Here is a 21,839-nt window from a genome sequence, read left to right as displayed (position 1 = left end):
GTCCCTGACACCCATCGACCTCCTCGACTATGCCGGCGTCGCCGTCTTTGCCGCGACCGGGGCGTTGGCGGCTTCGCGCAAGCAGCTCGACATTATCGGCTTCCTGTTTCTGGCCAGCGTCACCGGCATTGGCGGCGGCACGCTTCGCGACGTCATCCTCAACCTGCCCGTCTTTTGGGTCGCCAACTCCGGCTATGTGCTGGTTTGCGCGGCGGTTGCGGTGCTGGTCTTCTTCATCGCTCACCGCGTCGAATCCCGCTGGAAATGGCTGCTCTGGCTCGACGCCATCGGATTGGCGGCCTTTTCGGTAATGGGCGCGGCCAAGGGGCTGGCCATCACCGGCTCGCCGGTCGTCTCCGTTGTTATGGGCGTGCTGACCGCTACGTTCGGCGGCATCCTGCGCGATCTGCTGGCCAGCGAGCCATCGGTGCTGCTCAGGCCCGAAATCTACGTCACCGCCGCACTCGCGGGCGCCGGCCTCTACACACTTGGCGATCTTGCCGGCCTGCCGCCGCTCGCCTCGGATATCGCCGGCTTCGTCGCGGCTTTCCTGGTGCGCGGCGGCGCGCTGAAATTCGGCTGGACCTTTCCGTCCTACAAGAGCCGCCCGGAACGGCGACCGGAGGATATTCCGTAGGGAGAGGGATTAGGGAATAGGGAATAGGGAATAGGGAATAGGGAATAGAATAGTCGGTAGTCAGCATTCGCGGCAGCCTTCACTACTGCCTACTGCCTACTGCCTACTGCCTACTGCCTCACGCCGCAAAGCGCTGCGCTTCCCCGCCATAATAGTTGACGTAGCGGGCGCCGATTTCCTTGACCGGCATCACCACGAACACATCGACGGTGGAGAACTCACGGTCGATGACGCAGCCGTCGCCGATGCGGGCGCCGACGCGCAGATAGCCCTTGACCAACGGCGGCATGGCCGCAATCGCCGCCTTGGCGTTGACCGCCTCGATCGGCATCAGGTCCATCGAGCAATAGCGCCCGGAGACCGCCCGCACATCCCAGGCGGAGTTGGTCCGGCAGTGATGGGCAAGGTAGGTGAGCGCCTCGGCATGCGCAGCCGGCACCGTGCCAGGGAACGAGGCACAACCGGTCATCACGCCGATCTCATAGTGGTTGATGTAGGCCCAGATGCCTTGCCACAGCGCCTCGATGGTGCGCTTCGAGCGGTATTCCGGCAGCACGCAGGAGCGGCCGAGCTCAAGGAAGCGCTGGCCAGGATGGCGGGCGATCAGCTTGGTCAGTTCGAACTCGCCTTCGGAATAGAAGCCGCCGGCGGTCGCGGCAATCTCTTGCCGCAGCAGGCGGTAAGTGCCGACGATGCGGCGATGCTCGGGGCCGGAGATCGAAGTGTCCAGCACGAGGAGATGGTCGCACAGCGGGTCGAAGCGGTCGGCGTCGCGCCGGTCCTGCGCCTGGAACAGGTCCTTCCTGGCGCCAAGCTCGTCATAAAACACCCGGTAGCGCACTTCCTGGGCGGCGGCGATTTCGGCCTCATTGCGGGCAAGCCGCACTTCGAGATTGCCGATACGGCCCAGCGGTGCGCCTGTTGCGACGGCATCGGCGTTCCGCGCGGCGAGCAAAGCGCCGCCTGCGCTGGGCCGAGTGTCACATTCCGGCATAACTGTATGCACGAGTGATTCTCCTTCGAGCCATCCCTCTTGGCACGGGGATACGGTGTAGGTGCAACAGGATTGTGACAGTACCGTGATACGGCGCGACGGGCAATACTTCGTCGGCTGGCGAAAACCCTCATTCGGCTACCTACGTGACGCGAGGATTGCGCCAGCGTCGCCTTGAAGCGCGTCGCGCTGGGACGATTCACGCGACGCGCTTCAAGTCTTTGTTTTGTGCATGTCGTCTTCTCAAAACCGGGGCCACTTTTGAGCGACATGAATTCAGGCGGCCACCTGGCCCTCGACGGCATGGACCAGCGCGTCGGGATCGAGCGGCTTGGTGACAAAGCCGCTGGCGCCATGGGCGAGCACGGTGTGGCGGGTCTTTTCCTGGCTGTCGGCCGAAAGCACCATGATCGGAACCGGCGGCACAGCCATTTCCTCCTCGTGGCGGCGGATGGCGGCGATCGCGTCCAGCCCGTCCATAACCGGCATGTGCAAATCCATCAGCACCACATCGAAGCGATTTTTCAGCCCGGCTTCGGTCACCGCCTCGACCGCGGCCTTGCCATTGCCGACCACTTTCACGCGATGTCCCGCCTTCAAAAGCGTGGCGCGGGCAAGCATGGCGTTGATGTCGTTGTCTTCGGCGATCAGCACCGACAAACCTTGCTGGCGCCCGCCATGGGCACGAAGCGAGGACGAGCCGGTCTTTTCCGGCTTGGGCGGCGGCAAGGCAGGGGCATGACTGGTCAGCAGCACGCGCAGCAGGGTTTCGCCGCGCACCGGCCTCGCCAGGAAGGTGGCGTAGCCGTTGGTGCGGAATTCGCCAAGCATGCCGCGGTCGGTCGGCGCGATCAGCGTGATCGCCTCGCAATCGGCAAAGCCACTCTGGCGCAGCCGCTTGAGCAGTCTGCCGTCGCCGTCCTCCAGGGCCGCGTCGATCAACAGCACATCGCAATGTTCGGCGAAGGGCGTCGCCTGGGAAGCGGTTGCGGCGACGTCGACGGCGCCGCCATGGACGCGGATGGTGCGGGCGATGGCGTCGGCCTCGACGGCGTTCTTCGACACGATCACGGCGCGCCGGCCGGCCAGGATGTTCTGCCGGTTCTGCGGTGCCTCGGTTGCTCCTGCGGCCGGGATCTCGAAGATGAATTCCGATCCCTCGCCAAGCCGGCTCGACACCGAAATGGCACCGCCCATGGCGGCGACCAGGCGCCTCGATATGGCCAGACCGAGGCCGGCGCCGCCATGGGTGCGGGTCGAGGTGCCGTCGGACTGTTCGAACTCCTCGAAGATGCGCCCCATATCCTCTTCGCGCAGGCCAGGGCCGGTGTCGGCGACGGTGAAGCAGATGCGGTCGCTGGTCTCGGTGCGGGCCCGTGCAACAGAAACCAGCACGCCGCCGGTGTCGGTGAACTTGATCGCATTGCCGATCAGGTTGAGCAGCACCTGCCTGACTCTTCCCGGATCGGCCATGATCATCTGTGGCACGTCGGGCTCGACATGACAGCCGAGGCCGATGTTCTTGGCGAAGGCTTTCGCCGCCATCAGTTCGATGATGTTGTCGGCGATTTCGCGCAGCGATGTCGGCTGCGGCTCCGGGTCGAAACGGCCGGCCTCTATCTTGGAATAGTCGAGCAAATCCTCGATGAGCGCCAAAAGGGCGCTGGCCGAGGTCGAGACAGCGCCGACATAGGTGCGCTGCTCGGGCGACAGATTGGTGTCAGCCAGAAGCTTGGCCATGCCCATGATGCCGTTCATCGGCGTGCGGATCTCATGGCTGACGGTGGCGAGGAAGCGCGACTTGGCCTGGCTGGCATATTCGGCGCGCTCACGCGCGGTGATCAACGAGGATTCGGCGCGCTTGCGGGCGGTGATGTCACGGGCAATCGCCCGGTGCGAGACGGCGCCGCTATCCTTGTCGCGCACCGACAGTTCGATCCACGAGAACCAGCGCGGACCGTTCGGCGTGCGGATGGAGACGTCGGTGGAACTCAGGCATTCGTGATCCGAAAAGGCGGCGTCGGGAACGATACCGACATCGATGCCGAGGTCGGCCAGAGTCCTGCCGGCAAGGTCGCGCTGATCGGTTCCGACGAGGCCGGCGAAAACCATGTTGGCATAGACGATGTGGCCGTCGCGGTCGCGGTGGACGACGAGATCGCCGAGCGCATCGATCAGCCCGCGAAAACGCTCCTCGCTCTCCTGCATCTCCCACATGCGGTCGGCCAGCGTCTCGATCTCGGCGCGGCTGCGGGCCGCGGTTTCGTCGAGCAAGGCCGCCGCGCGACGTACGGTGCGCCGGCTGCGCAGGTGCATGGCGACGCCGGCAACGCCTGTCGCCAACAAGCCAAGGGTGATGAAGATTGGCGCGCCGGTGAGGTGGGATAGGCCCGCCAGCACGACACTGGCGACCACCGTCAGGAACGGCAGGCCCTCGGACGTGGGGCGCGGCAAATCCGGCGCCAGCGGCGGCGCGGCAACATGCTGCCGCTTGGGCGTCGCCGGGTTCGGCCCGTCGATGCTTTCGGCGCGGCTCTTCTCTTTCCTGGCGGACTCCGCGATCATGCGGAACTCCTTGCCAGATAGAGATTATGGAAAAGCGCGGCGGATCGTTCGAATTTTAGCGGTCATGCATTTTTGGCGGTTTTCCGCATCGCCTGATCTTTTCCGAAACCTGATTCCCTTTCGGGATCATGCTTCGGGAGCCTCACATATCGACAACCACGCGGCCCCTGATCTTGCCCTCGACGATGTCATGGGCGGCGGTGATGATGCCGTCGAAGCCGATGGTCGTCGACAGGCCGGCGAGCTTCTTGAGATCAAGATCGCTGCCGATGCGGCGCCAGGCTTCCAGCCGCACAGCCTTTGGCGCCATCACTGAATCGATGCCGAGCAGCGAGACGCCGCGCAGGATGAACGGGGCGACGCTCGACGGCAGATCCATGCCACCCGCCAAGCCGCAGGCGGCGACCGCGCCGCCATAGGCGGTCATCGACAGCACATTGGCCAGCGTGTGGCTGCCGACGGCATCGATGCCGCCGGCCCAGCGCTCCTTGGCCAGCGGCTTGGCCGGCTGGGAGAGTTCCTCGCGCGAAATCACTTCGGCGGCACCGAGGTCGATCAGATAGGAGCTTTCGGCGTTGCGGCCGGTCGAGGCGATGACGTGATAGCCAAGGCTGGACAGGATCGAGACCGCGACCGACCCAACGCCGCCGGCTGCACCCGTCACCACCACCGGGCCGCGATCCGGCAGGATGCCGTGCCGCTCCAGCGCCATGACGCTGAGCATGGCCGTATAGCCGGCGGTGCCGACCGCCATCGCATCGTGCGCGCTGATGCCGTCGGGCAACGGCACCAGCCAGTCGCCGTTGACGCGGGCGCGCCCGGCATAGGCGCCGAAATGCGTCTCGCCGACGCCCCAGCCATTGAGGATGACCTTGTCGCCCTTGCGCCAGTCGGCATGCGATGAGGAGAGGATGTTTCCGGCGAAATCGATGCCCGGCACCAGCGGCCAGCGGCGGATCACTGGCGCTTTCCCAGTGATGGCCAGCCCGTCCTTGTAGTTGACCGTCGTCGCCTCGACCGCGACGGTTACGTCGCCTTCCATCAGATCGGCTTCGCCGAAATCGACGACCTCCACCGACTGTTTCTTTTCGGCGTCGCGCGAAACGAGGATGGCTTTGAAGGTTTCAGGCATCTCTTCTCCTCGGCTTCGCAAAGGCTGGCGGTCGGCATTGGCTGGCTCTGGCCGAACTGTGCGGCGACCGTCCGGCGAGGTCAATTGGTCAAAAGAGTCGGGCCGTCAGGCTTCTGGGCCTTGCGGCTTGGCCTCGCGCCGCCAGCCTATGAACTCGTCGAAGACGACCAGCGCCGCGCCGACCGAAATGAAGGCATCGGCGAGGTTGAAGACGGCGAAGGACCATACCGGCGTGTGGAACAATATATAGTCGATGACGTGGCCGTAGACGGCGCGGTCGATCAGATTGCCGATCGCACCGCCGATGATCAATGCAAAGCCGATGCGGGCCAGCACATGGCCGGCGGGGGTGCGCGTTGCGAGGTAAAGCACAAAGGCAACGACCACGACCGCGATGACGACCAGGCCGGTGTCGCCGAAGGACGAGAACATCGAGAAGGCGATGCCGGTATTGTAGGTGCGAAACAGCGCCAGGAATGGCACCAGGTCGAGCTTTTCCTGGAAGCCGAGGCCGGTCTCGATCAGATGCTTTATCCACTGGTCGAGCGCGATTGCCACCACCACCAGCAGCGCATAGGGAGACCATGATTTCACGATGTGGCGTCCTCGGGGGCAAGTTTCAGCGCTCCGCGCCGAATCTCGAACAGCATGATTCCGGTGGCGACCGCCAAATTGAGTGAATCGGCGCGGCCGGCCTGCGGAATCCGCAGCAGCCGGTCGCAGCTTTCCGCCAGATTGTCGGGCAGGCCCTGCTGCTCATTGCCCATCATCAAGAGCACCGGTCCTCGGGAGAAATCGACCGAGCGGTAGTCGACCGCACCCTTCAGGTGGGTGCCGACCACCAGGCCCGAGAAGCTGTTTCGCCAAGCCAGAAATGCTTCCGGCGTCGCCTTGGTCACCGGCACGGCGAAGATCGAGCCCATGGTGGCGCGCACGGTTTCGACCGAAAACGGATCGGTGGTTTCGCCGACCAGGATGACGCCCTTGGCGCCGACGGCATCGACGGTGCGGATGACGGTGCCGAGATTGCCGGGATCGCGCACCCGGTCGAGCGCCACCCAGACGTCGCCGTCGTGAGCGCGGATGTCTCTTAGCGGCAGCAGTTTTTGCCGGAAGACGCCGACCACCATTTGCGGATTGTCGCGGCGGGTGATGGCGACCAGCACTTTTTCGGACACTTCGAGCACGGTGCCGCCGGCGGCAACCGTGCGCGCCGCCACCTTTTCGACCGCCGCATTGCCGCGTCCGGCCTTGGCGAAAACCAGCGTCCTGATCGACCAGCCGAGGTCGAGGGCGTCGATGACCAGCTTCAGCCCTTCGGCCATGAAGGCGTTCTGCTGGTCGCGGAATTTCTTCTGGGCGAGCGCCTTGATGTCCTTGATCAGCGGATTGGCAAGGCTGGTGACTTCCTTGACCTGCCCGGGCGCACCTGCGTGCCGCTCATTCATTCGGGACTCCCGGGCATTCAGGTCTCCCCGGCATTCAGGCCACCCAGCGCGAAAACAGCGATGTCGACAGCGCCCGGCCGGCGGATTGCTCGCGGATGATCAGTTCGCCTGATTCAACGGTGCCGCCCATGCCGGCAAAGGTGTCGCGCATCAAGGCATGGATGGCGAAGAAGGAGGCGCGGATGGAATAGGCGGTCAGCACCACGGTGAGCGGTTTCGGCGTCAGGATCGCGCGGCAAAGATCGGTCAGGCCGGGCAGGTCCTCGAACAACTGCCAGACCTCGCCCTTGGGGCCGCGGCCATAGGCGGGCGGGTCGAACAGGATGATGTCGTAGCGGCTGCCGCGGCGCTCTTCGCGCTCGGCGAATTTCACAGCATCGTCGACGATCCAGCGGATCGGCTTGCTGCCGAGACCGGCCATTTCCTGGTTTTCGCGCGCCCAGCCGACCGCCTTCTTGGAGGCATCGACATGGGTGACCTCGGCACCGGCGCGGGCGGCTACGAGAGACGCGAGCCCGGTATAGCCGAACAGGTTCAGCACCTTGACCGGGCGGTTGGCCGCCGCGATCAGGCTGGCCATATGGTCCCAGTGCGAAGCCTGCTCGGGGAAGACGCCGACATGGCGAAACGAGGTGAAGCGGCCGAGATAGTCGATGCCGTCATGCTTCATCGGCCAGGTCTCGCCCAGCGGTACCTTCGGGAACCGCCAGCGGCCGATGCCTTCCTCGTCGGTGTCGCCGGTGAAGATGGCGTCGGCTCGGTCCCAGTCCCTGGCGGGCAAGGCCTTTTGCCAGATCGCCTGTCCCTCGGGCCGCACGATGCGGTAGGGGCCGTATTGTTCGAGCTTCTCGCCGGCACCGCTGTCGAGCAGTGCATAATCCTGATTGGGCGCCACTTCGAGGATCACCGGCAGGCGCTCAGTGGGCAGGATGCCTTCGCAACGCGCCAGGATACGGGGGGCGGGCTTCGGATCAGACCGGTCGTCCGGTTTTGTTTCGTGGCGTTGCTGTCTGGCTTCGGGTCGGATTGGTACGATCTCCGGCTGTGGCCGCGCATGTTCGGTCCTGCCTTTTGCGGGCGGACGGTTGTCGCGGCGTTTGTCGCGAAAAGACTTCAAGCAGAGCGTCTCCGGAGGCGGCAGGCCGCTTTTGACATAGGGTCACCGGCTGCGCAAACAAAATGGTCCAGCGTGCGAATGTCTGAGGTGGTGGACCTCGCTGAGGAAACAGGCAAATCTGGAATCATGTCCCGTTCCGAACGCCTGCTCGACTCGATCCAGATCCTGCGCCGGCATCGCCGGCCGGTGAGCGGTCGCACGCTTGCCGGCGAGATGGACGTTTCGATCCGAACGCTCTACCGCGACATTGCCACGCTGCAGGGGCAAGGCGCGCCGATCGAGGGCGAGGCTGGGCTGGGCTATGTGCTGAAACCCGGCTTCATGCTGCCGCCGCTGATGTTCACCGACGAGGAGATCGAGGCCATCGTTCTGGGATCGCGTTGGGTTGCCAGACAACCGGACAAGCGGCTGTCGGCCGCCGCCACCGACGCGCTGGCCAAGATCGCCGCTGTGCTGCCGGATGATCTGCGCGAGGACCTCGATGCGACCGCGCTTTTGGTCGGGCCGCACGGCGATGCTGTCGAAAGCATCGACCTTGGCCTGGTGCGCCAGGCGATCCGCAACGAGAGAAAACTCGGCTTTCTTTACCGCGACGCCGGCGGCGCCGCCTCCGAGCGCTTGATCTGGCCATTCGCGCTCGGCTTTTTCGACAAGGTGCGGGTGGTGGTGGCCTGGTGCGAGACGCGGCAGGATTTCAGACATTTTCGCGCCGACCGGATGTCGGGGCTCAACACCACGTATATCCGCTATCCGCGTCGTCGGCAGGCGCTGCTGAAGGAATGGCGCGCGACGCTGGACGCACCGAAGCGCCAGCCTGGCGCTTAATGCTCCTTTCCACGCGCCCACAAGACGCTGCTGCCAGAATCTGACAGTGGGGTCACCTATGCTCCTCCAATCGAAACCCTGGAGAGCAGACATGAACACCCCCAATTTCGTCATCCTTTATGTCGACAGCCCGGAGCGGAGCGGCGCCTTCTACGGTGCGCTGCTGGGACGCCAGCCGGTGGAGACGTCGCCGACCTTCGTGCTGTTCGTGCTCGACAATGGCTTCAAGCTCGGCCTGTGGTCGCGCCACACGGTGGAGCCGTCGGCCGCGGCCGCGGGCGGCGGTGCGGAGCTCGTCTTCGCGTTGGACCGGCCTGATGCGGTGGGCGCCGCCTACACGGACTGGGCAGGACGCGGCTTGACCGTTCTGCAGACGCCGACCGACATGGACTTCGGCCGCACCTTCGTTGCGCTCGATCCCGACAAGCACCGGCTGCGCGTCTACTGGCTGAACGACGGAGAACAGGCCAATGGGGAACAGGCCAATGGAGAACAGAAATGAGTGCGCACTGGATCGCGGTCGCTTCCGCCGAACATGTCCGGCGCGGCCGCGAGGCCGGCTTCATGCAGGTCAACCACGGCAAGGCGGCACCTTTGCGCCGCATCAAGCCCGGCGACGGCATCATCTACTACTCGCCGACCACAATTCTGCGCGAGAAGGACGGCCTGCAGGCCTTCACGGCAATCGGCACCGTGCGCGAAGGCGAGCCTTATCAGGGCGACATGGGCGGTGGCTTCACGCCGTTCCGCAGGGATGTCGAATGGGCCAAGGCCGAGGAGGCGCCGATCAAGCCGCTGCTCGAGCAGCTCGACTTCACCGCGGGCAAATCGAACTGGGGTTATCAACTGCGCTTTGGCCTGTTCGAAATTACGGCGCATGATTTCGCGCTGATCGCCGAGGCGATGGGCGCTGCCATGAAGGCAGGCTGAAGCATCCAGCCGCCGGATCGGCAAGGCACCGTGACAAGGCTGCTGACACCAAGTTGTCAGCAGCCTTGTGCGACAAGCGATTGTCTTCAGATAGCGTCGCGCTTGCCCCAGGAGAATAAGATGGACTTCGTCTCGATCCGCATCATTACCGATCAGATCAAGCCCTTGGTGGCATTCTACGACACGATCACCGGGCTTACCGCAACCTGGTTCACAGACGATTTCGCCGAACTGGCAACGCCGTCCTGCACACTGGCGATCGGCAGCACCCGCACGCTGGCCCTGTTCGGAACTGATGTGGCGCAGCCGGCCGCCAATCGCTCAGCGATCATCGAGTTTCGCGTCGCCGATGTTGATGCTGAGTACAGCAGGCTGGCGAAAATTATCGGCGATTTCGTACAGACGCCGACGACGATGCCATGGGGTAACCGGTCGCTGCTGCTGCGCGATCCCGATGGCAATCTGGTGAACTTCTTCACCCCGGTCAGCGCGGAAGCGATCAGGAAGTTCGATCGCAGAACCGGCGCAGACGCTACTGCTTGAGCGCGTTGTAGACGGCAATGCCGGCGGCAAGGTCCTCAAGCGCGGCGCCGACCGACTTGAACAGCGTGACCTCAGTGGGGCTCTGCCGGCCCTGTTTTTCCCCGCGCGCCAGCTCATGCAAATCGGCGACGATGGCTTCCGGCTTCAGCACGCCGGAGGCGAGCGGCTGGACGATGTCGCCGGCTTCCTTGGTGGCGCCGGCGCGGGTGTCGACATAGACGCGGGCGCGCGCGATCGCGTCGTCGTCGCTCTCGCGCATGGTCGGCGTGAAGCCGCCGACCAGATCGACATGCGCGCCCGGCTTGAGCAGCGCACCCTTGACCAGCGGCGTCGTCGTGATCGTCGCCGATGAGACGATGTCGGCCTCGGCGAGTTCGGCGTCGAGATCGCTTGCGGCCTCGGCGTTGAAACCGTCCGCGCGCAAATCAGCCGCGACCTTTTCGGCATTGGCGGGCGTGCGGTTCCAGATGCGGATGGTCTTGATCGGCCGCACTGCGGAGTGCGCCTTGGCGAGGAACGGCGACAGCGCGCCGGCGCCGACCACCAGAAGCCGCGATGCGTCCTCGCAGGCGAGATAGGAGGCCGCCACCGCCGAGGCGCAAGCGGTGCGCCACTGTGTCAGCCGTTGGCCGTCGATCAGCGCTTCGGGCTCGCCGGTGGCGCCGTCGAGCAGGAGGTAGAGCCCCATCACCGCCGGTTTGCCGATGGCGTTGTTGTCGGGCGATACGGTGACGATCTTGACGCCGATATGACCCCCGACCGACGTGCCGGCCGCATGGAAGTCGGTCCACGCCGGCATCAAAAGCAGCGTGGATGTGGCACCGTCGGGCCGCTCGACCCCGTGATGATGGCGGACGGGTTGCACAGCACCCTCGCGGAAGGCCGCGCGCAATGTCTCGACCAGCCCGGGAAAGGTCAGCGCCTGGTCGACAGCGTCGGCCGAAATGGTCAGCATGCAAAACTCCGCGAAGATAAAAGCGCCGGCTTCAGGCCGTTGGCTTCGGCAGCGCCGGCCCGGTGGCCGCGCCCTGCTGCACGGCGGGTATACGGCTGACCGCCTGGCGCAAATTCTCGGCCTCGACGCCGCGCTGGCGCGCCAGCTTGCGGTAGCGGCCCTGCTTGACCCAGGTCGCCAGGCTGCCGACGACCATGCCGATGGCGAGCGCCACGAACAGGAAGATGAACAGCGGCAAGGTCAGCGTCAGTTTCGGATTGCCGGGGTTGAACGGGTCGAGCGTGAAGGCGACCAGCTCGCGGTTGGCGACGGCCAGCGCAATCAGGATGACGGCGAGCGGCACGAAGACCACGATAAGTATGAAGCGGTTCAACATAGAGATTCCCTGGAGAAGGCAGGCCTTGATAAGGTCGGCGCGTGGTCCGCGCCTACTTGCCGCCATTCAGCCTTTCACGCAATTCCTTGCCGGTCTTGAAGAACGGCACCCACTTCTCCTCGACCTCGACGGATTCGCCGGTGCGCGGGTTGCGGCCGGTGCGGGCAGGGCGATTCTTCACCGAAAAAGCGCCGAAGCCACGCAACTCGACCCGATTGCCTTCCGCCAGGGCATCGGTGATCTCGTCGAAGATCGCTCCCACGATGTTTTCGACGTCGCGCAGGAAAAGATGCGGGTTGCGCGTGGCAATGATCTGCACAAGCTCGGATTTGATCATCAGAAAGGTCCCCGTGAAAGCGCTGCGGTCAAATTATCAGGATGATTTTATTTGCTTTTTTACTCGCCCCAACCGGCAGATCAAGGGTGCCAGACGGAAACGAGACCGTCAAGAAACAAGCGATCCGCGCCAATTTCGTGAAGCACGTCGCTGCCGGCCTCCGACAGGCCGAGCGCGCTGCCGACGCTGCGCGCTATTGCTTTCGAGAACAGGAAGCCGCCACGCCGCTCGGTGTCCTTCCATTCCACCACCTTGAGCTTGGCGTCGACACCCTTGGTCGCCAGCCAGTCGATCGCCACGCTCTCGCCGCCGACAGCGTCGATCAGACCGTTGGCAAGGCTCTGGCGGCCGGTGAAGATCGAGCCGTCGGCAAGGGCCAGTGCCTGATCGCGGGTCATTTTGCGGCGCTCGGCGACGATGCCGACGAACCAGTCATAGCTGTCGAGGATGAGCTTGCGGACCATGGCTCGCTCGTCTTCATTGGTCGGCTTGAAGGGCGAGGGCGATGCCTTCAGCGGCGAGGATTTCACTTCCTCGAGCTTGATGCCGACCTTGTCCATCAGACCGCTGACATCGGGATACTGGATGAGCACACCGATCGAGCCGACGATCGACGTCTTGCGGGCAACGATATGGTCGCTGGCACTGGCGATCATGTAGCCGGCCGATGCGGCCAGCGTGCCGACCTCGGCCACCACCGGCTTGTCGGCGGCAAGCTTGCGCACCTCCTCGTAGATCGATTCGCCGCCGACCGTGGTGCCGCCGGGCGAATCGATCGCCAGGATGACGCCCTTGACCTGCGAGGATGTGCGGATGGTTTCCAGCCGCTTGATCAGTTCCTCGTCCTCGGTGATGGTGCCTTCGATCCTGACCTTGGCGATGTGGTCGACGGAAGAACCGCCGAGGTCGCCGCCATAGAACCAGCTTGCAAGCGCAATCACCCCAAGGGCCACGATGGCAATGGCGGCGCCGCGCCAGAAGGTCAGCTTGCGCCGCAAGCGGCGGCGGTCGATCAGGTCGTCGGCTCTCAGTGCCATGGTCTGCCTCACAGTCGGTGGGAAGCGATGCTTTTAAAGCAAGCGTCCGCGCCCGGCTACCTCTTCCTCAAGAGCCTGCGACGAAGCGACCTTCACGACGGAGGCATTTCAGGAAAAAATGACGCGGCGCGTTCGTTTCTGCTATGAAGTGGCGAAATTGTGTCGCCTGAGTTCCGTCTGTAAAACAGCGGCCGTCACATTTTTGCGGTTTTCCTCCGCTTGTGCTTGCTTGCGGGGGCCGGCAACCCACCTATAGCAGGTGTTTTGGCGGACAAGGGTTTGTTAGAAGTCAGTCATGCTTGCGCGATCGAACGAACCGACCAACGCCGATGCGGCCTTGGCGCCCACGGCGCCAGCGGGCACGCGTGGCGACGCCTTCGACCGCGCCCAGCGCCACTCGCGCCGCGTGCGCGTGCTTAAGTTTGCCGTGCCGGTGCTTGCCGCCGGGATCGCGGTTGCGTTTCCGGTCTATTCCTATCTGGCGGCGCCGATCAACATTTCGATACAGGCAGACGGCACCGCTTTCGCGGATGGCAAGCTGGTGATGGCCAATCCGAAGCTCAACGGCTTCACCAAGGACAAGCTGCCCTATTCGCTGACGGCCTTGCGCGCCATCCAGGATGTCGGCAAGCAGGACATCATCGAACTCGAAGGCATTCATGCCAAATTGCCGCTGACGGCCGACAATGTGGCGACCGTCGACGCCAAGCGCGGCATCTACAACAGAAACGCCAACACGATGGACATGACCAGCGACGTTANATGTGGCGACCGTCGACGCCAAGCGCGGCATCTACAACAGAAACGCCAACACGATGGACATGACCAGCGACGTTACCGTCACCACCACCGACGGCGTCGCTGCCATCTTCAAATCGGTCTTCCTCGATATGGGCAAAGGCTCTATGAAGACAGGTGATGCGGTCGATGTCAGCCGTAACGGCTCGCGGATCACCGCGGGTTCAATGTCGGTCGAAGACAATGGCAAGGTCATCGTTTTCGAGAACAAGGTAAGCGTTCACATCGATCCGGCCACTATGAAGGCGGCAGAGGCAAAGAGCGGAGAAACGAATGCGTCCCAGTAATTCGGCACGGCTTGTCGCCGCAGCTTCGGCCTTGCTGTTGCTGGGTATGGCGCCGTCCTGGGCTCAGTCCAGCGCCAGCAGCCAGTCCGGGCTCAAACTGTCGGGCGACCAGCCGATCCAGATCGAGAGCGACAAACTTGAGGTTCGCCAGGCCGACAGCATGGCGCTGTTCAGCGGCAACGTCACCGTCACGCAAGGGCCAACGCTGCTCAAGGCCGGCAGCATGGAGGTCTACTACGTCAAGGACCCCAACGCCGCCAAAGGTGCTGCCGCCGGCGCTTCGGCGATGACCGGTTCGGCCAATATCGACCATCTGGTGGTCAAGAACAAAGTCTACATCAAGTCGAATGACCAGATCGCCACCGGCGACAACGCCACGTTCGACATGAAGACGCAGGTGCTAGTTCTGTCGGGCAAGGAGGTCGTCTTGTCCCAAGGACCCAACGTCCTCAAGGGCTGCAAGCTCACCGTGCAGATGAAAAGCGGCCTTGCTCAGGTCGATGGCTGCGGCGGGCGCGTCATCATGTCGATGACGCCGCCACCGAAATCCGAGGCCCCGAAGCCCGAATGACTGGCGTGTCTTCGCTGCTGACCCGCCTTCCGGGACGGGCGGCCAGTAAACTTGCAGCACCGGCCACAGTCACCGTTGATTCCTCGAAGTTCAAGGGCACCCTGATCGCCAAGGGTCTGACCAAGAGCTACAAGGGCCGCAAGGTGGTCAGCGGTGTCACCATCGGCGTGCGCGCCGGCGAGGCTGTCGGGCTGCTCGGGCCAAACGGCGCCGGCAAGACCACCTGTTTCTACATGGTCACCGGCTTGGTGCCGGTCGATGAGGGCACGATCGAGATCGACGGTTTCGACGTCACCTCGATGCCGATGTACCGCCGCGCCCGCCTCGGCATCGGCTATTTGCCGCAGGAAGCCTCGATCTTCCGCGGCCTGAATGTCGAGCAGAACATCCGCGCCGTGCTCGAAGTGGTTGAGAAGGACCGCAAGGTGCGCGAGCGCAATCTCGACGAACTGCTCGAGGAATTTCACATCAGCCATCTGCGGAAGTCGCCGTCCATGTCGCTGTCGGGTGGCGAGCGGCGGCGTCTTGAGATCGCCCGAGCTTTGGCGACGCGCCCGGCCTACATGCTGCTCGACGAGCCGTTCGCCGGCATCGACCCGATTGCCGTCGCCGACATCCAGCAGCTGGTTCGTCATCTAACGGCGCGCGGCATCGGCGTGCTGATTACCGACCACAATGTGCGCGAAACGCTCGGCCTCATCGACCGCGCCTACATCATCCATGCCGGCCAGGTGCTGACTCATGGCCGTGCCGACGAGGTGGTGGCGAACCCCGATGTGCGCCGGCTCTACCTCGGCGAAGGTTTCACGCTCTGAGCGTGAAATTTGTTTCCTGACGTGATTTTTGCCGCCCCGCCGGGCTTTTTTCTCCGATTTTGCGTGAGATAATGCTTCGGTAGGGGCCTTTTGCCATCGTTCGCCTTGACAAGCAAAAGCCGGGCCAGTTTCTATGGAAGGTCGGAAAAATTCATTTTCCGGCAGCTTCTGATGTGTAGGCTTCCGGGTGCAGAAGGGCGTTTGAAACCGAACCATGGCGTTGGCGGCGAAACTACAGCTACGACAATCCCAGTCGCTGGTGATGACGCCGCAGCTGATGCAGTCGATCAGGCTGTTGCAGCTCACCCATGTCGAGCTCGACCACTTCATCGACGACGAGATCGAGCGCAATCCGCTGCTGGAGCGCGCCGAGCCCCAGGATGACGCCGCAAGCGACCAGGTGCAGAAGGGCGATGCCGCTCCTGAGCCTGCCGCCGATGGCGACTGGTTCGAAAACGAGACGGCGTGGAGCGCCGAAGCGATCTCCGACAAGCTCGACAGCTCGCTGGAAAATCTGTTCCCCGACGATCCCGGCACCAGCGAGCGGCTCGGCCCGGACCTGACGGCGCAGTGGAAGTCGGCCACCGGCAATAGTTCGTCCGGTTCTTCCGAAGGCTTCGACGTCGGCGACATGGCAGCCGCGGCGATCACGCTGCGCCAGCATGTTGGCGAGCAGATCGCGCTTGCCTTTGCCGATCCGGCCGCAAGGCTGATCGCAGCCGAACTGGCCGACGGCCTGGACGAGGCCGGCTATCTGCGCGCCGATCCCGCCGAGATCGCCAAACGGCTCGGCGCCGATCAGGCGATGGTGGCCAATGTGCTGGCAGCCTGCCACACATTCGAGCCGGTCGGCCTGTTTGCGCGCGACCTTGCCGAATGCCTGTCGCTGCAGCTTGCCATGCGCGATCGTCTCGATCCGGCGATGAAGACGCTGATCGGCAACCTAGAACTGTTGGCGCGGCGCGATTTCCAGACGCTGAAGCGGCTTTGCGGGGTCGACGAGGAGGATCTCCTCGACATGCTGGCCGAAATCCGCGCGCTCGACCCGCGCCCGGGCATGGCGTTTTCGGGCGGCGCCAGCGACGCCATCGTCGCCGATGTCGAAGTCCGCGCCGCCAATGACGGCAGCTGGACGGTCGAGCTCAATGCCGAGACGCTGCCGCGCGTGCTTGTCGATCACATCTATTTCGCCCAGGTCTCGCCGCATGCGAAGAATCAGGCGGAGAAGGATTTCCTGGCCGAGTGCCTGCAGAATGCCAACTGGCTGACGCGCAGTCTCGACCAGCGGGCAAAGACGATCCTGAAAGTGGCGTCGGAAATCGTGCGCCAGCAGGACGCTTTTCTCGTCCATGGCGTGCGTCAGCTCAGGCCGCTCAACCTGCGCACGGTGGCCGATGCCATCGGCATGCATGAATCGACCGTCAGCCGGGTGACGGCCAACAAATACATGCTGACGCCGCGTGGCGTGTTCGAGCTGCGTTATTTCTTCACGGCTTCGATCGCGGCGTCGGGCGGCGGTGATGCGCATTCCTCGGAAGCGGTGCGCGACCGCATCAAGCAGCTGATCGACGAGGAAAAGCCCGCCGATGTGCTGTCCGATGACGCAATCGTCGATATGTTGAAGGAAAGCGGCGTCGATATTGCCCGGCGCACGGTGGCCAAGTACCGGGAGGGTATGAATATTCCCTCGTCGGTGCAGCGGCGGCGTGAAAAGCGCGCTCTGGCGAGCGCGGGGCGCTAGGTCTGCTTGCCCGGCAAGGCTTTTGCTATGGCTGGATTCCACAACTTTCCGACCTTAAAGCGCATCGCGCTGAAACGGATTCATACGACGCGCTTTAAGTCTTTGTTTTGATGCATGTCGTTGTCCCAGAACCGCAGCGCACTTCTGGGCGACATGCATTAATTGACAAGCTGCAATGAACTGTCTAGAAGCCCGCCCGCATGAGACGGGCTCGCGGCCCGCATGCGGATGGTCCGTCACGATGAAGGCCACGGGACGGCCAAGAAGGCGGATTGTGATCAACCGGAAAGTTCGGATCTAAAATCGGCGCGAGTTGACGCCGCAAAGCTTGTGCGCACGGATCACGAGTATAAACTCTGGCCAGTTTGAAGCCTGAGCAAGGAAGGTCAGTTTTCAGATGAAATTGCGCATATCGGGTAAACACATGGATATCGGCGATGCGTTGCGTACGCGCATTACCGATCGTGTCGGCGAGGCGATTGGAAAATATTTCGATCGCGGTTTTTCAGGGCACGTCACGGTCATCAAATCGGGGTCGCGTTACTCGGCCGATTGCATGATCAGGCTGGATTCCGGCGCTTCGCTGCAGGCAACCGGCGATTCCCAGGATCCGACACTTGCCTTCGAGGCGGCCGCGGACCGCCTCGAAACCAGGCTGCGGCGCTACAAACGCCGTCTGAAATCGCACAATTCAGGCACTGGAAATGGTGAAATCACCGACATCGCCTATACGGTGATGGCGCCGCTGACCGATGATGATGAGGACATTCCGGAGGACTACGCCCCGGCCATCGTCGCCGAATCAACCATGACGCTGCAGACCATGTCGGTGGCGTCGGCGGTTATCGAACTCGACACCAAGGACAGCCCGGTTTTCGTATTCCGCAACGCCGGAAACGACCACCTCAACATCGTCTATCGGCGGCCGGACGGAAATATCGGCTGGATCGACCCGTCGACGACCAAAGTCGCACAGGCGTGACGACAACGACAATGGTCGCACAGGTGACGACAATGGTCGCACAGGGATAATAGCCAGCCGCGCGAGGGGCGAGGACTGGCGACGGCAGGCGAATAAGGGATTTCAAATATGGATCTGAGCGATCTTCTCAACGTTCCGGCGATCTTGCCGGCGTTGAAGGCGAACTCCAAAAAGCAGCTTTTGCAGTTGCTGTCCGAGAGAGCGGCGGCGATTTCCGGCATTCCGGAGCGCGAAGTGTTCGACACCATCCTGCAGCGCGAACGGCTGGGCTCCACCGGCGTCGGCAACGGCATCGCCATTCCGCACGGCAAGCTCGCCGGGGTGAAGCGCATCGCCGGCGTCTTTGCCCGGCTGGAGACGCCGGTCGATTTCGAGGCCCTGGATGACCAGCCGGTCGATCTGGTGTTTTTGCTGCTGGCCCCGGAAGGCGCCGGCGCCGATCACCTCAAGGCACTGTCGCGCATCGCCAGGGTTTTGCGCGACGCCGACACGGTGGCCAAGATCAGGGGCACGCGCGACGCGGTCGCCATCCACGCTCTGCTGTCGGACACGCAAGCCTCGCACGCCGCCTGAAGTTCTTTGGAATTAAGTCTTCCAGGGGCCGCCGAAGGCGGCCCTCTCCATTTCAACCGCCAGCGGTCGCCTTAGTGAATGGCGACGGTGGTCAGGTCGTTTTCCATGGCGCCGGCCAAAGCCCGGTCCTTCGCATCCGAAAGCAGGATCGGCTGGCCGTTGGCGGCAAACAGCGCCCACAGCACCATGCCGGGCGCGATTTCGCCCAGATTGGGGAAGCGGCCGAGCAATTCGTCGCTCGAGACCTTGCGCAGATAAGCGACCGAGCCTTCGCCGAGATGGGCGAATTCGCCGCTGGTCATGATGATGGTTTCGTCAGTTCTGGTCATTTCAAGCCTCCTTGGCGCGAGGACGCCGCTCAAGGCCATCCCGCATGAGAGCCATCGGTAAAGATCAGTCTTTCACCGATATATTTATTTTCCGTACCAGCCGTTCGGTATCCGGCCGATCGAGATCGATCGACAAAAGGCCGTTCTTCAGTTCCGCTGCGATCACCCGCATGCCGTCGGCCAGCACGAAACAGCGCTGGAACTGGCGCGCGGCGATGCCGCGGTGGAGGAATTCGCGCTCGGTGTCGTCGGTTTGACGGCCGCGCACGACCAGCTGGTTTTCCTCCGTGGTGACATCGAGATCGCTTTCGGCGAAACCCGCGACAGCCAGCGTAATGCGCAGCCTTTCGGCCTTGCCGTCGGCACCGCTGAGGCGCTCGATGTTGTAGGGAGGATAGCTGTCACCGGATTTCGCCAGTCGTTCCAGGGTCTTTTCCATGGCATCGAAACCAAGGAGAAGCGGGCTGGAGAAGGGCGTCATTCGGCTCATGTTACACTGTCCTCTTTGGAGCGACATAAACTGGAAAAACCCGGATGGCATTTTTCCCGATGGTCTTGATATGGTCCGCGCCGCGGCCAAGTTCAAGCCGCCGAACACCCCCGCCAAAAGACTCCCCCGCATAAGGAAATGAAATGCCCCAGACCCGCAAGATCATCATCGACACGGATCCCGGCCAGGACGATGCCGTCGCCATATTGCTGGCGCTCGGCAGCGCCGAGCTGGAGATCGTCGGCATCTCTGCTGTTGCCGGTAACGTGCCGCTGAAATTGACCGAAAAGAACGCCAGGAAAATCTGCGAACTGGCCGGACGGCCCGATATCAAGGTCTATGCAGGCGCCATCCGCCCGTTGGCGCGCGAACTGGTCACCGCCGAGGAAGTGCATGGCAAGACCGGCCTCAATGGCCCGCAACTGCCAGATCCGAAGATGAAGCTGCAGGGCCAGTATGCGGTCGACTTCATCGTCGAGACCCTGATGAAGGAAGAGGCCGGTACGATCACCCTGTGCGCGCTCGGGCCGCTCACCAATGTCGCGCTGGCGCTGATCCGTGAGCCGAAGATCGCGCCGCGCATCAAGGAAATCGTACTGATGGGCGGCGGTTTCTTCGAAGGCGGCAATGTCACGCCGACCGCAGAATTCAACATCTATGTCGATCCGCAAGCCGCCGACCTGGTGTTCAAATCCGGCATTCCGATCGTCATGATGCCGCTCGACGTCACCCACAAGGCGCTGACCACGGCCAAGCGCACGCAGGCCATCCGCCAGCTCGGCACCCGGGTCGGCACCGCGACGGCCGAGATGCTGGAGTTCTTCGAGCGCTTCGACGAGGAGAAATACGGCACCGATGGCGGCCCGCTGCACGACCCCTGCGTCATCGCGTATCTGTTGAAGCCGGAGCTGTTCAAGGGCCGCAACTGCAACGTCACCGTCGAAACCACCTCCGAACTCACCATGGGCATGACCGTGATCGACTGGTGGGGCGTGACCAAGCGGCCGAAGAACGCCATGGTGATGCGCGACATCGACCATGACGCCTTTTTCGCGCTTCTGGTGCAGCGGTTGGCTCGGCTTTAGCTCTGTCTTTCCTTTCTCCCCATTGTGGGTTCCGAAGGGACGGGGCGAGACAAGTGGCTCGCCCCCGGGCGGTGTCGCCGAAGGCGACGGATGTGGGGTGTTCCAGGGAACGCCCACGTCTCACTCCGCTGGAACACCCCTCATCCGTCTCGGCGCTATCGCGCCGATCCACCTTCTCCCACAGGGGAGAAGGAAGGCGCCGCCGCCGTTCACTTTGCAAATCGATAGAAGACCATTCCATTCTCGCGCGTGACGCGCTCCATGTTTGCCGTCGCGCCGATCAGATGCGGCCGGTCGTCATCGACAAGAATGGACGAACCGCTTTCGAGCGAAACCAGATAAAGGGTGTGGTCGTGGTCCGATTGGGCGCTTTTGACCGTTGCGTGGATTGGCTCGACTGACCGGATGGGGCTCGCATCATTCGTCCATTTGTAGAGCGCCGAAGGAACCATCATCGCGAACATGGCGACGATCAGGACCACGCCGGGCGCGTTCCTTTTCAAATCCCTATAAGTCCATGACATTTGAAAGAATCCCCAGCACAAAGTCATGTGGTGGCGTGGAGACTGACTTTCAATCAGCCTTCACGTACGGGCTCATTCTGCCGTTGGAAACGACCGTCCACGGTTGTTACTTCGCCTTCGAAAAAGCTAGCCACAGGCCGCCGCCGACCAGAAAGCTGCCGCTGATCCTGGACATCAGCTTGATGCGGCTGGCCGAGAGCAGGCGGCCGGCGCGGCTGGCGGCGAGAGCATAGGTGGAATCCGAGACGGCGGCGAAGATCATGGCGGTGAGGCCCATGACGACGATCTGCAGGGTGTAATTGCCCTGCGGGGCGATGAATTGCGGGAAGAAGGCGCCGAAGAACACCAGGGTCTTGGGGTTGCTGAGCGCCACCAGCAGACCCTGCAGGAAGAAGCCGCCACGCGGCTTTCTCGCCGTGCCGTCGGCGTTCAGCGTGCCCTTGGCGCGGAACATCTGCACGCCCATCCAGATCAGATAGGCGGCGCCGATCAGACGCACCCATTCGAACCAGTGGCCCATGCCCGCGATCAGCGTGTTGAGGCCGATGCCGACGATGGCGATCATGATGGCAAGCCCGGCCTGCGTGCCGGCGACATTGGCAAGCCCGGCGCGCGCGCCGTGGCGGATGCTGTTGGCGATGATCAGCGTCACCGTCGGACCGGGCACCAGGATGATGACGATGCAGGCAAGGACATAGGCGGCGTAGAGTTCCAGCGACATGGGGATTTCCTCGAGGATGCGCTTAGG

General features: G+C 63.3%; 25 protein-coding genes and 1 pseudogene. 12 read left to right on the top strand and 14 right to left on the bottom strand.

What is annotated here, in order from left to right; all coding sequences use genetic code 11:
* Positions 1–4 precede the first annotated feature (4 nt).
* Entirely contained in the window at positions 5–637 is a 633-nt protein-coding gene (locus X756_RS162105; RefSeq protein WP_023728537.1) for a trimeric intracellular cation channel family protein, read from the top strand.
* Positions 638–755: 118 nt separating this feature from the next.
* On the opposite strand, the gene X756_RS162110 is transcribed toward X756_RS162105, so the two are convergent.
* The 6 genes from X756_RS162110 to X756_RS162135 all read right to left on the bottom strand — a co-directional run bounded on the left by X756_RS162110 (position 756) and on the right by X756_RS162135 (position 7,893).
* Positions 756–1,643 (bottom strand): GNAT family N-acetyltransferase, encoded by an 888-nt coding sequence (locus X756_RS162110; RefSeq protein ID WP_027049733.1) that lies wholly within the window; start codon positions 1,641–1,643, stop codon positions 756–758.
* Positions 1,644–1,907: 264 nt separating this feature from the next.
* On the bottom strand, positions 1,908–4,196 hold the full coding sequence (locus X756_RS162115) for a response regulator (RefSeq protein ID WP_023728536.1): 2,289 nt from the start codon (positions 4,194–4,196) through the stop codon (positions 1,908–1,910).
* Positions 4,197–4,338: 142 nt separating this feature from the next.
* Positions 4,339–5,328, bottom strand: coding sequence for an MDR family oxidoreductase (locus tag X756_RS162120; RefSeq protein ID WP_023728535.1), 990 nt, complete (start codon positions 5,326–5,328; stop codon positions 4,339–4,341).
* A gap of 105 nt (positions 5,329–5,433) precedes the next feature.
* Positions 5,434–5,922: a signal peptidase II gene (gene lspA / locus X756_RS162125; RefSeq protein ID WP_023728534.1), complete on the bottom strand. Its 489-nt coding sequence runs from the start codon at positions 5,920–5,922 to the stop codon at positions 5,434–5,436.
* Positions 5,919–6,776 (bottom strand): RNA methyltransferase, encoded by an 858-nt coding sequence (locus tag X756_RS162130; RefSeq protein WP_023683061.1) that lies wholly within the window; start codon positions 6,774–6,776, stop codon positions 5,919–5,921. The genes lspA and X756_RS162130 overlap by 4 nt, the downstream gene beginning before the upstream one ends.
* Before the next feature lie 34 nt (positions 6,777–6,810).
* Positions 6,811–7,893, bottom strand: coding sequence for a class I SAM-dependent rRNA methyltransferase (locus X756_RS162135; RefSeq protein ID WP_023728533.1), 1,083 nt, complete (start codon positions 7,891–7,893; stop codon positions 6,811–6,813).
* 126 nt (positions 7,894–8,019) lie between these two features.
* Here X756_RS162135 and X756_RS162140 point away from each other — a divergent pair, with 126 nt between their 5' ends.
* The 4 genes from X756_RS162140 (at position 8,020) to X756_RS162155 (ending at position 10,191) form a co-directional block, all read left to right on the top strand.
* Positions 8,020–8,718 carry a YafY family protein gene (locus X756_RS162140; protein WP_023728532.1) on the top strand — a complete coding sequence of 233 codons (699 nt, stop codon included), beginning with the start codon at positions 8,020–8,022 and terminating at the stop codon, positions 8,716–8,718.
* Positions 8,719–8,809: 91 nt separating this feature from the next.
* A complete protein-coding gene (locus X756_RS162145; RefSeq protein ID WP_023728531.1) occupies positions 8,810–9,220 on the top strand; it encodes a VOC family protein in 411 nt (136 codons plus the stop codon).
* Positions 9,217–9,648, top strand: a complete 432-nt coding sequence (locus X756_RS162150; protein ID WP_023714121.1) for an EVE domain-containing protein — start codon at positions 9,217–9,219, stop codon at positions 9,646–9,648. Before X756_RS162145 ends, X756_RS162150 begins: the two co-directional genes overlap by 4 nt.
* Positions 9,649–9,768: 120 nt before the next feature.
* Positions 9,769–10,191, top strand: coding sequence for a VOC family protein (locus X756_RS162155; protein ID WP_023714120.1), 423 nt, complete (start codon positions 9,769–9,771; stop codon positions 10,189–10,191).
* Here the strand turns inward: X756_RS162155 and X756_RS162160 are convergent.
* The 4 genes from X756_RS162160 to sppA form a co-directional block, all read right to left on the bottom strand.
* The gene (locus X756_RS162160; protein ID WP_023728530.1) at positions 10,181–11,146 is read right to left on the bottom strand and encodes an ornithine cyclodeaminase family protein; all 966 of its coding nucleotides are present in this window, start codon (positions 11,144–11,146) and stop codon (positions 10,181–10,183) included. The two genes, X756_RS162155 and X756_RS162160, sit on opposite strands and share 11 nt — an antisense overlap.
* Before the next feature lie 31 nt (positions 11,147–11,177).
* On the bottom strand, positions 11,178–11,522 hold the full coding sequence (locus tag X756_RS162165) for a lipopolysaccharide assembly protein LapA domain-containing protein (protein WP_023691965.1): 345 nt from the start codon (positions 11,520–11,522) through the stop codon (positions 11,178–11,180).
* A gap of 52 nt (positions 11,523–11,574) precedes the next feature.
* On the bottom strand, positions 11,575–11,859 hold the full coding sequence (locus X756_RS162170; RefSeq protein WP_006200394.1) for an integration host factor subunit beta: 285 nt from the start codon (positions 11,857–11,859) through the stop codon (positions 11,575–11,577).
* A gap of 80 nt (positions 11,860–11,939) precedes the next feature.
* Positions 11,940–12,896: a signal peptide peptidase SppA gene (gene sppA / locus X756_RS162175; RefSeq protein ID WP_023728529.1), complete on the bottom strand. Its 957-nt coding sequence runs from the start codon at positions 12,894–12,896 to the stop codon at positions 11,940–11,942.
* Between the two features lie 295 nt (positions 12,897–13,191).
* Here sppA and lptC point away from each other — a divergent pair.
* The 6 genes and pseudogenes from lptC to ptsN all read left to right on the top strand — a co-directional run bounded on the left by lptC (position 13,192) and on the right by ptsN (position 18,663).
* Positions 13,192–13,981, top strand: a pseudogene (gene lptC, locus X756_RS1000000168555) (LPS export ABC transporter periplasmic protein LptC).
* A complete protein-coding gene (locus X756_RS162180) occupies positions 13,968–14,552 on the top strand; it encodes an LptA/OstA family protein (protein ID WP_023683069.1) in 585 nt (194 codons plus the stop codon). The pseudogene lptC and the gene X756_RS162180 overlap by 14 nt, the downstream one beginning before the upstream one ends.
* Positions 14,549–15,367 carry an LPS export ABC transporter ATP-binding protein gene (gene lptB / locus X756_RS162185; protein ID WP_023669746.1) on the top strand — a complete coding sequence of 273 codons (819 nt, stop codon included), beginning with the start codon at positions 14,549–14,551 and terminating at the stop codon, positions 15,365–15,367. Before X756_RS162180 ends, lptB begins: the two co-directional genes overlap by 4 nt.
* 214 nt (positions 15,368–15,581) lie before the next feature.
* Positions 15,582–17,108 (top strand): RNA polymerase factor sigma-54, encoded by a 1,527-nt coding sequence (gene rpoN / locus X756_RS162190; RefSeq protein WP_023683070.1) that lies wholly within the window; start codon positions 15,582–15,584, stop codon positions 17,106–17,108.
* A 397-nt stretch (positions 17,109–17,505) separates the two neighbouring features.
* Complete coding sequence (gene raiA, locus X756_RS162195; protein WP_023683071.1) at positions 17,506–18,090, top strand: ribosome-associated translation inhibitor RaiA; 585 nt, start codon at positions 17,506–17,508, stop codon at positions 18,088–18,090.
* A 108-nt stretch (positions 18,091–18,198) separates the two neighbouring features.
* Entirely contained in the window at positions 18,199–18,663 is a 465-nt protein-coding gene (ptsN, locus tag X756_RS162200) for a PTS IIA-like nitrogen regulatory protein PtsN (protein ID WP_023669743.1), read from the top strand.
* 71 nt (positions 18,664–18,734) lie between these two features.
* Here ptsN and X756_RS162205 read toward each other — a convergent pair whose 3' ends face one another.
* Positions 18,735–18,992, bottom strand: a complete 258-nt coding sequence (locus X756_RS162205) for a DUF1150 family protein (RefSeq protein ID WP_023686566.1) — start codon at positions 18,990–18,992, stop codon at positions 18,735–18,737.
* A 64-nt stretch (positions 18,993–19,056) separates the two neighbouring features.
* Complete coding sequence (locus tag X756_RS162210; protein WP_023669741.1) at positions 19,057–19,482, bottom strand: Hsp20 family protein; 426 nt, start codon at positions 19,480–19,482, stop codon at positions 19,057–19,059.
* 143 nt (positions 19,483–19,625) lie between these two features.
* On the opposite strand from X756_RS162210, the gene X756_RS162215 reads away from it, so the two are divergent.
* A complete protein-coding gene (locus tag X756_RS162215) occupies positions 19,626–20,567 on the top strand; it encodes a nucleoside hydrolase (RefSeq protein WP_023728528.1) in 942 nt (313 codons plus the stop codon).
* Between the two features lie 209 nt (positions 20,568–20,776).
* On the opposite strand, the gene X756_RS162220 is transcribed toward X756_RS162215, so the two are convergent.
* Entirely contained in the window at positions 20,777–21,049 is a 273-nt protein-coding gene (locus tag X756_RS162220; protein WP_245261353.1) for a hypothetical protein, read from the bottom strand.
* A gap of 148 nt (positions 21,050–21,197) precedes the next feature.
* On the bottom strand, positions 21,198–21,812 hold the full coding sequence (locus X756_RS162225; RefSeq protein WP_023728526.1) for a LysE family translocator: 615 nt from the start codon (positions 21,810–21,812) through the stop codon (positions 21,198–21,200).
* Between the last annotated feature and the right edge of the window lie 27 nt (positions 21,813–21,839).

This window comes from Mesorhizobium sp. LNJC405B00 (assembly GCF_000502615.1).
Lineage (GTDB): Bacteria > Pseudomonadota > Alphaproteobacteria > Rhizobiales > Rhizobiaceae > Mesorhizobium.
This window is presented reverse-complemented; position numbering and strand designations above follow the sequence as displayed.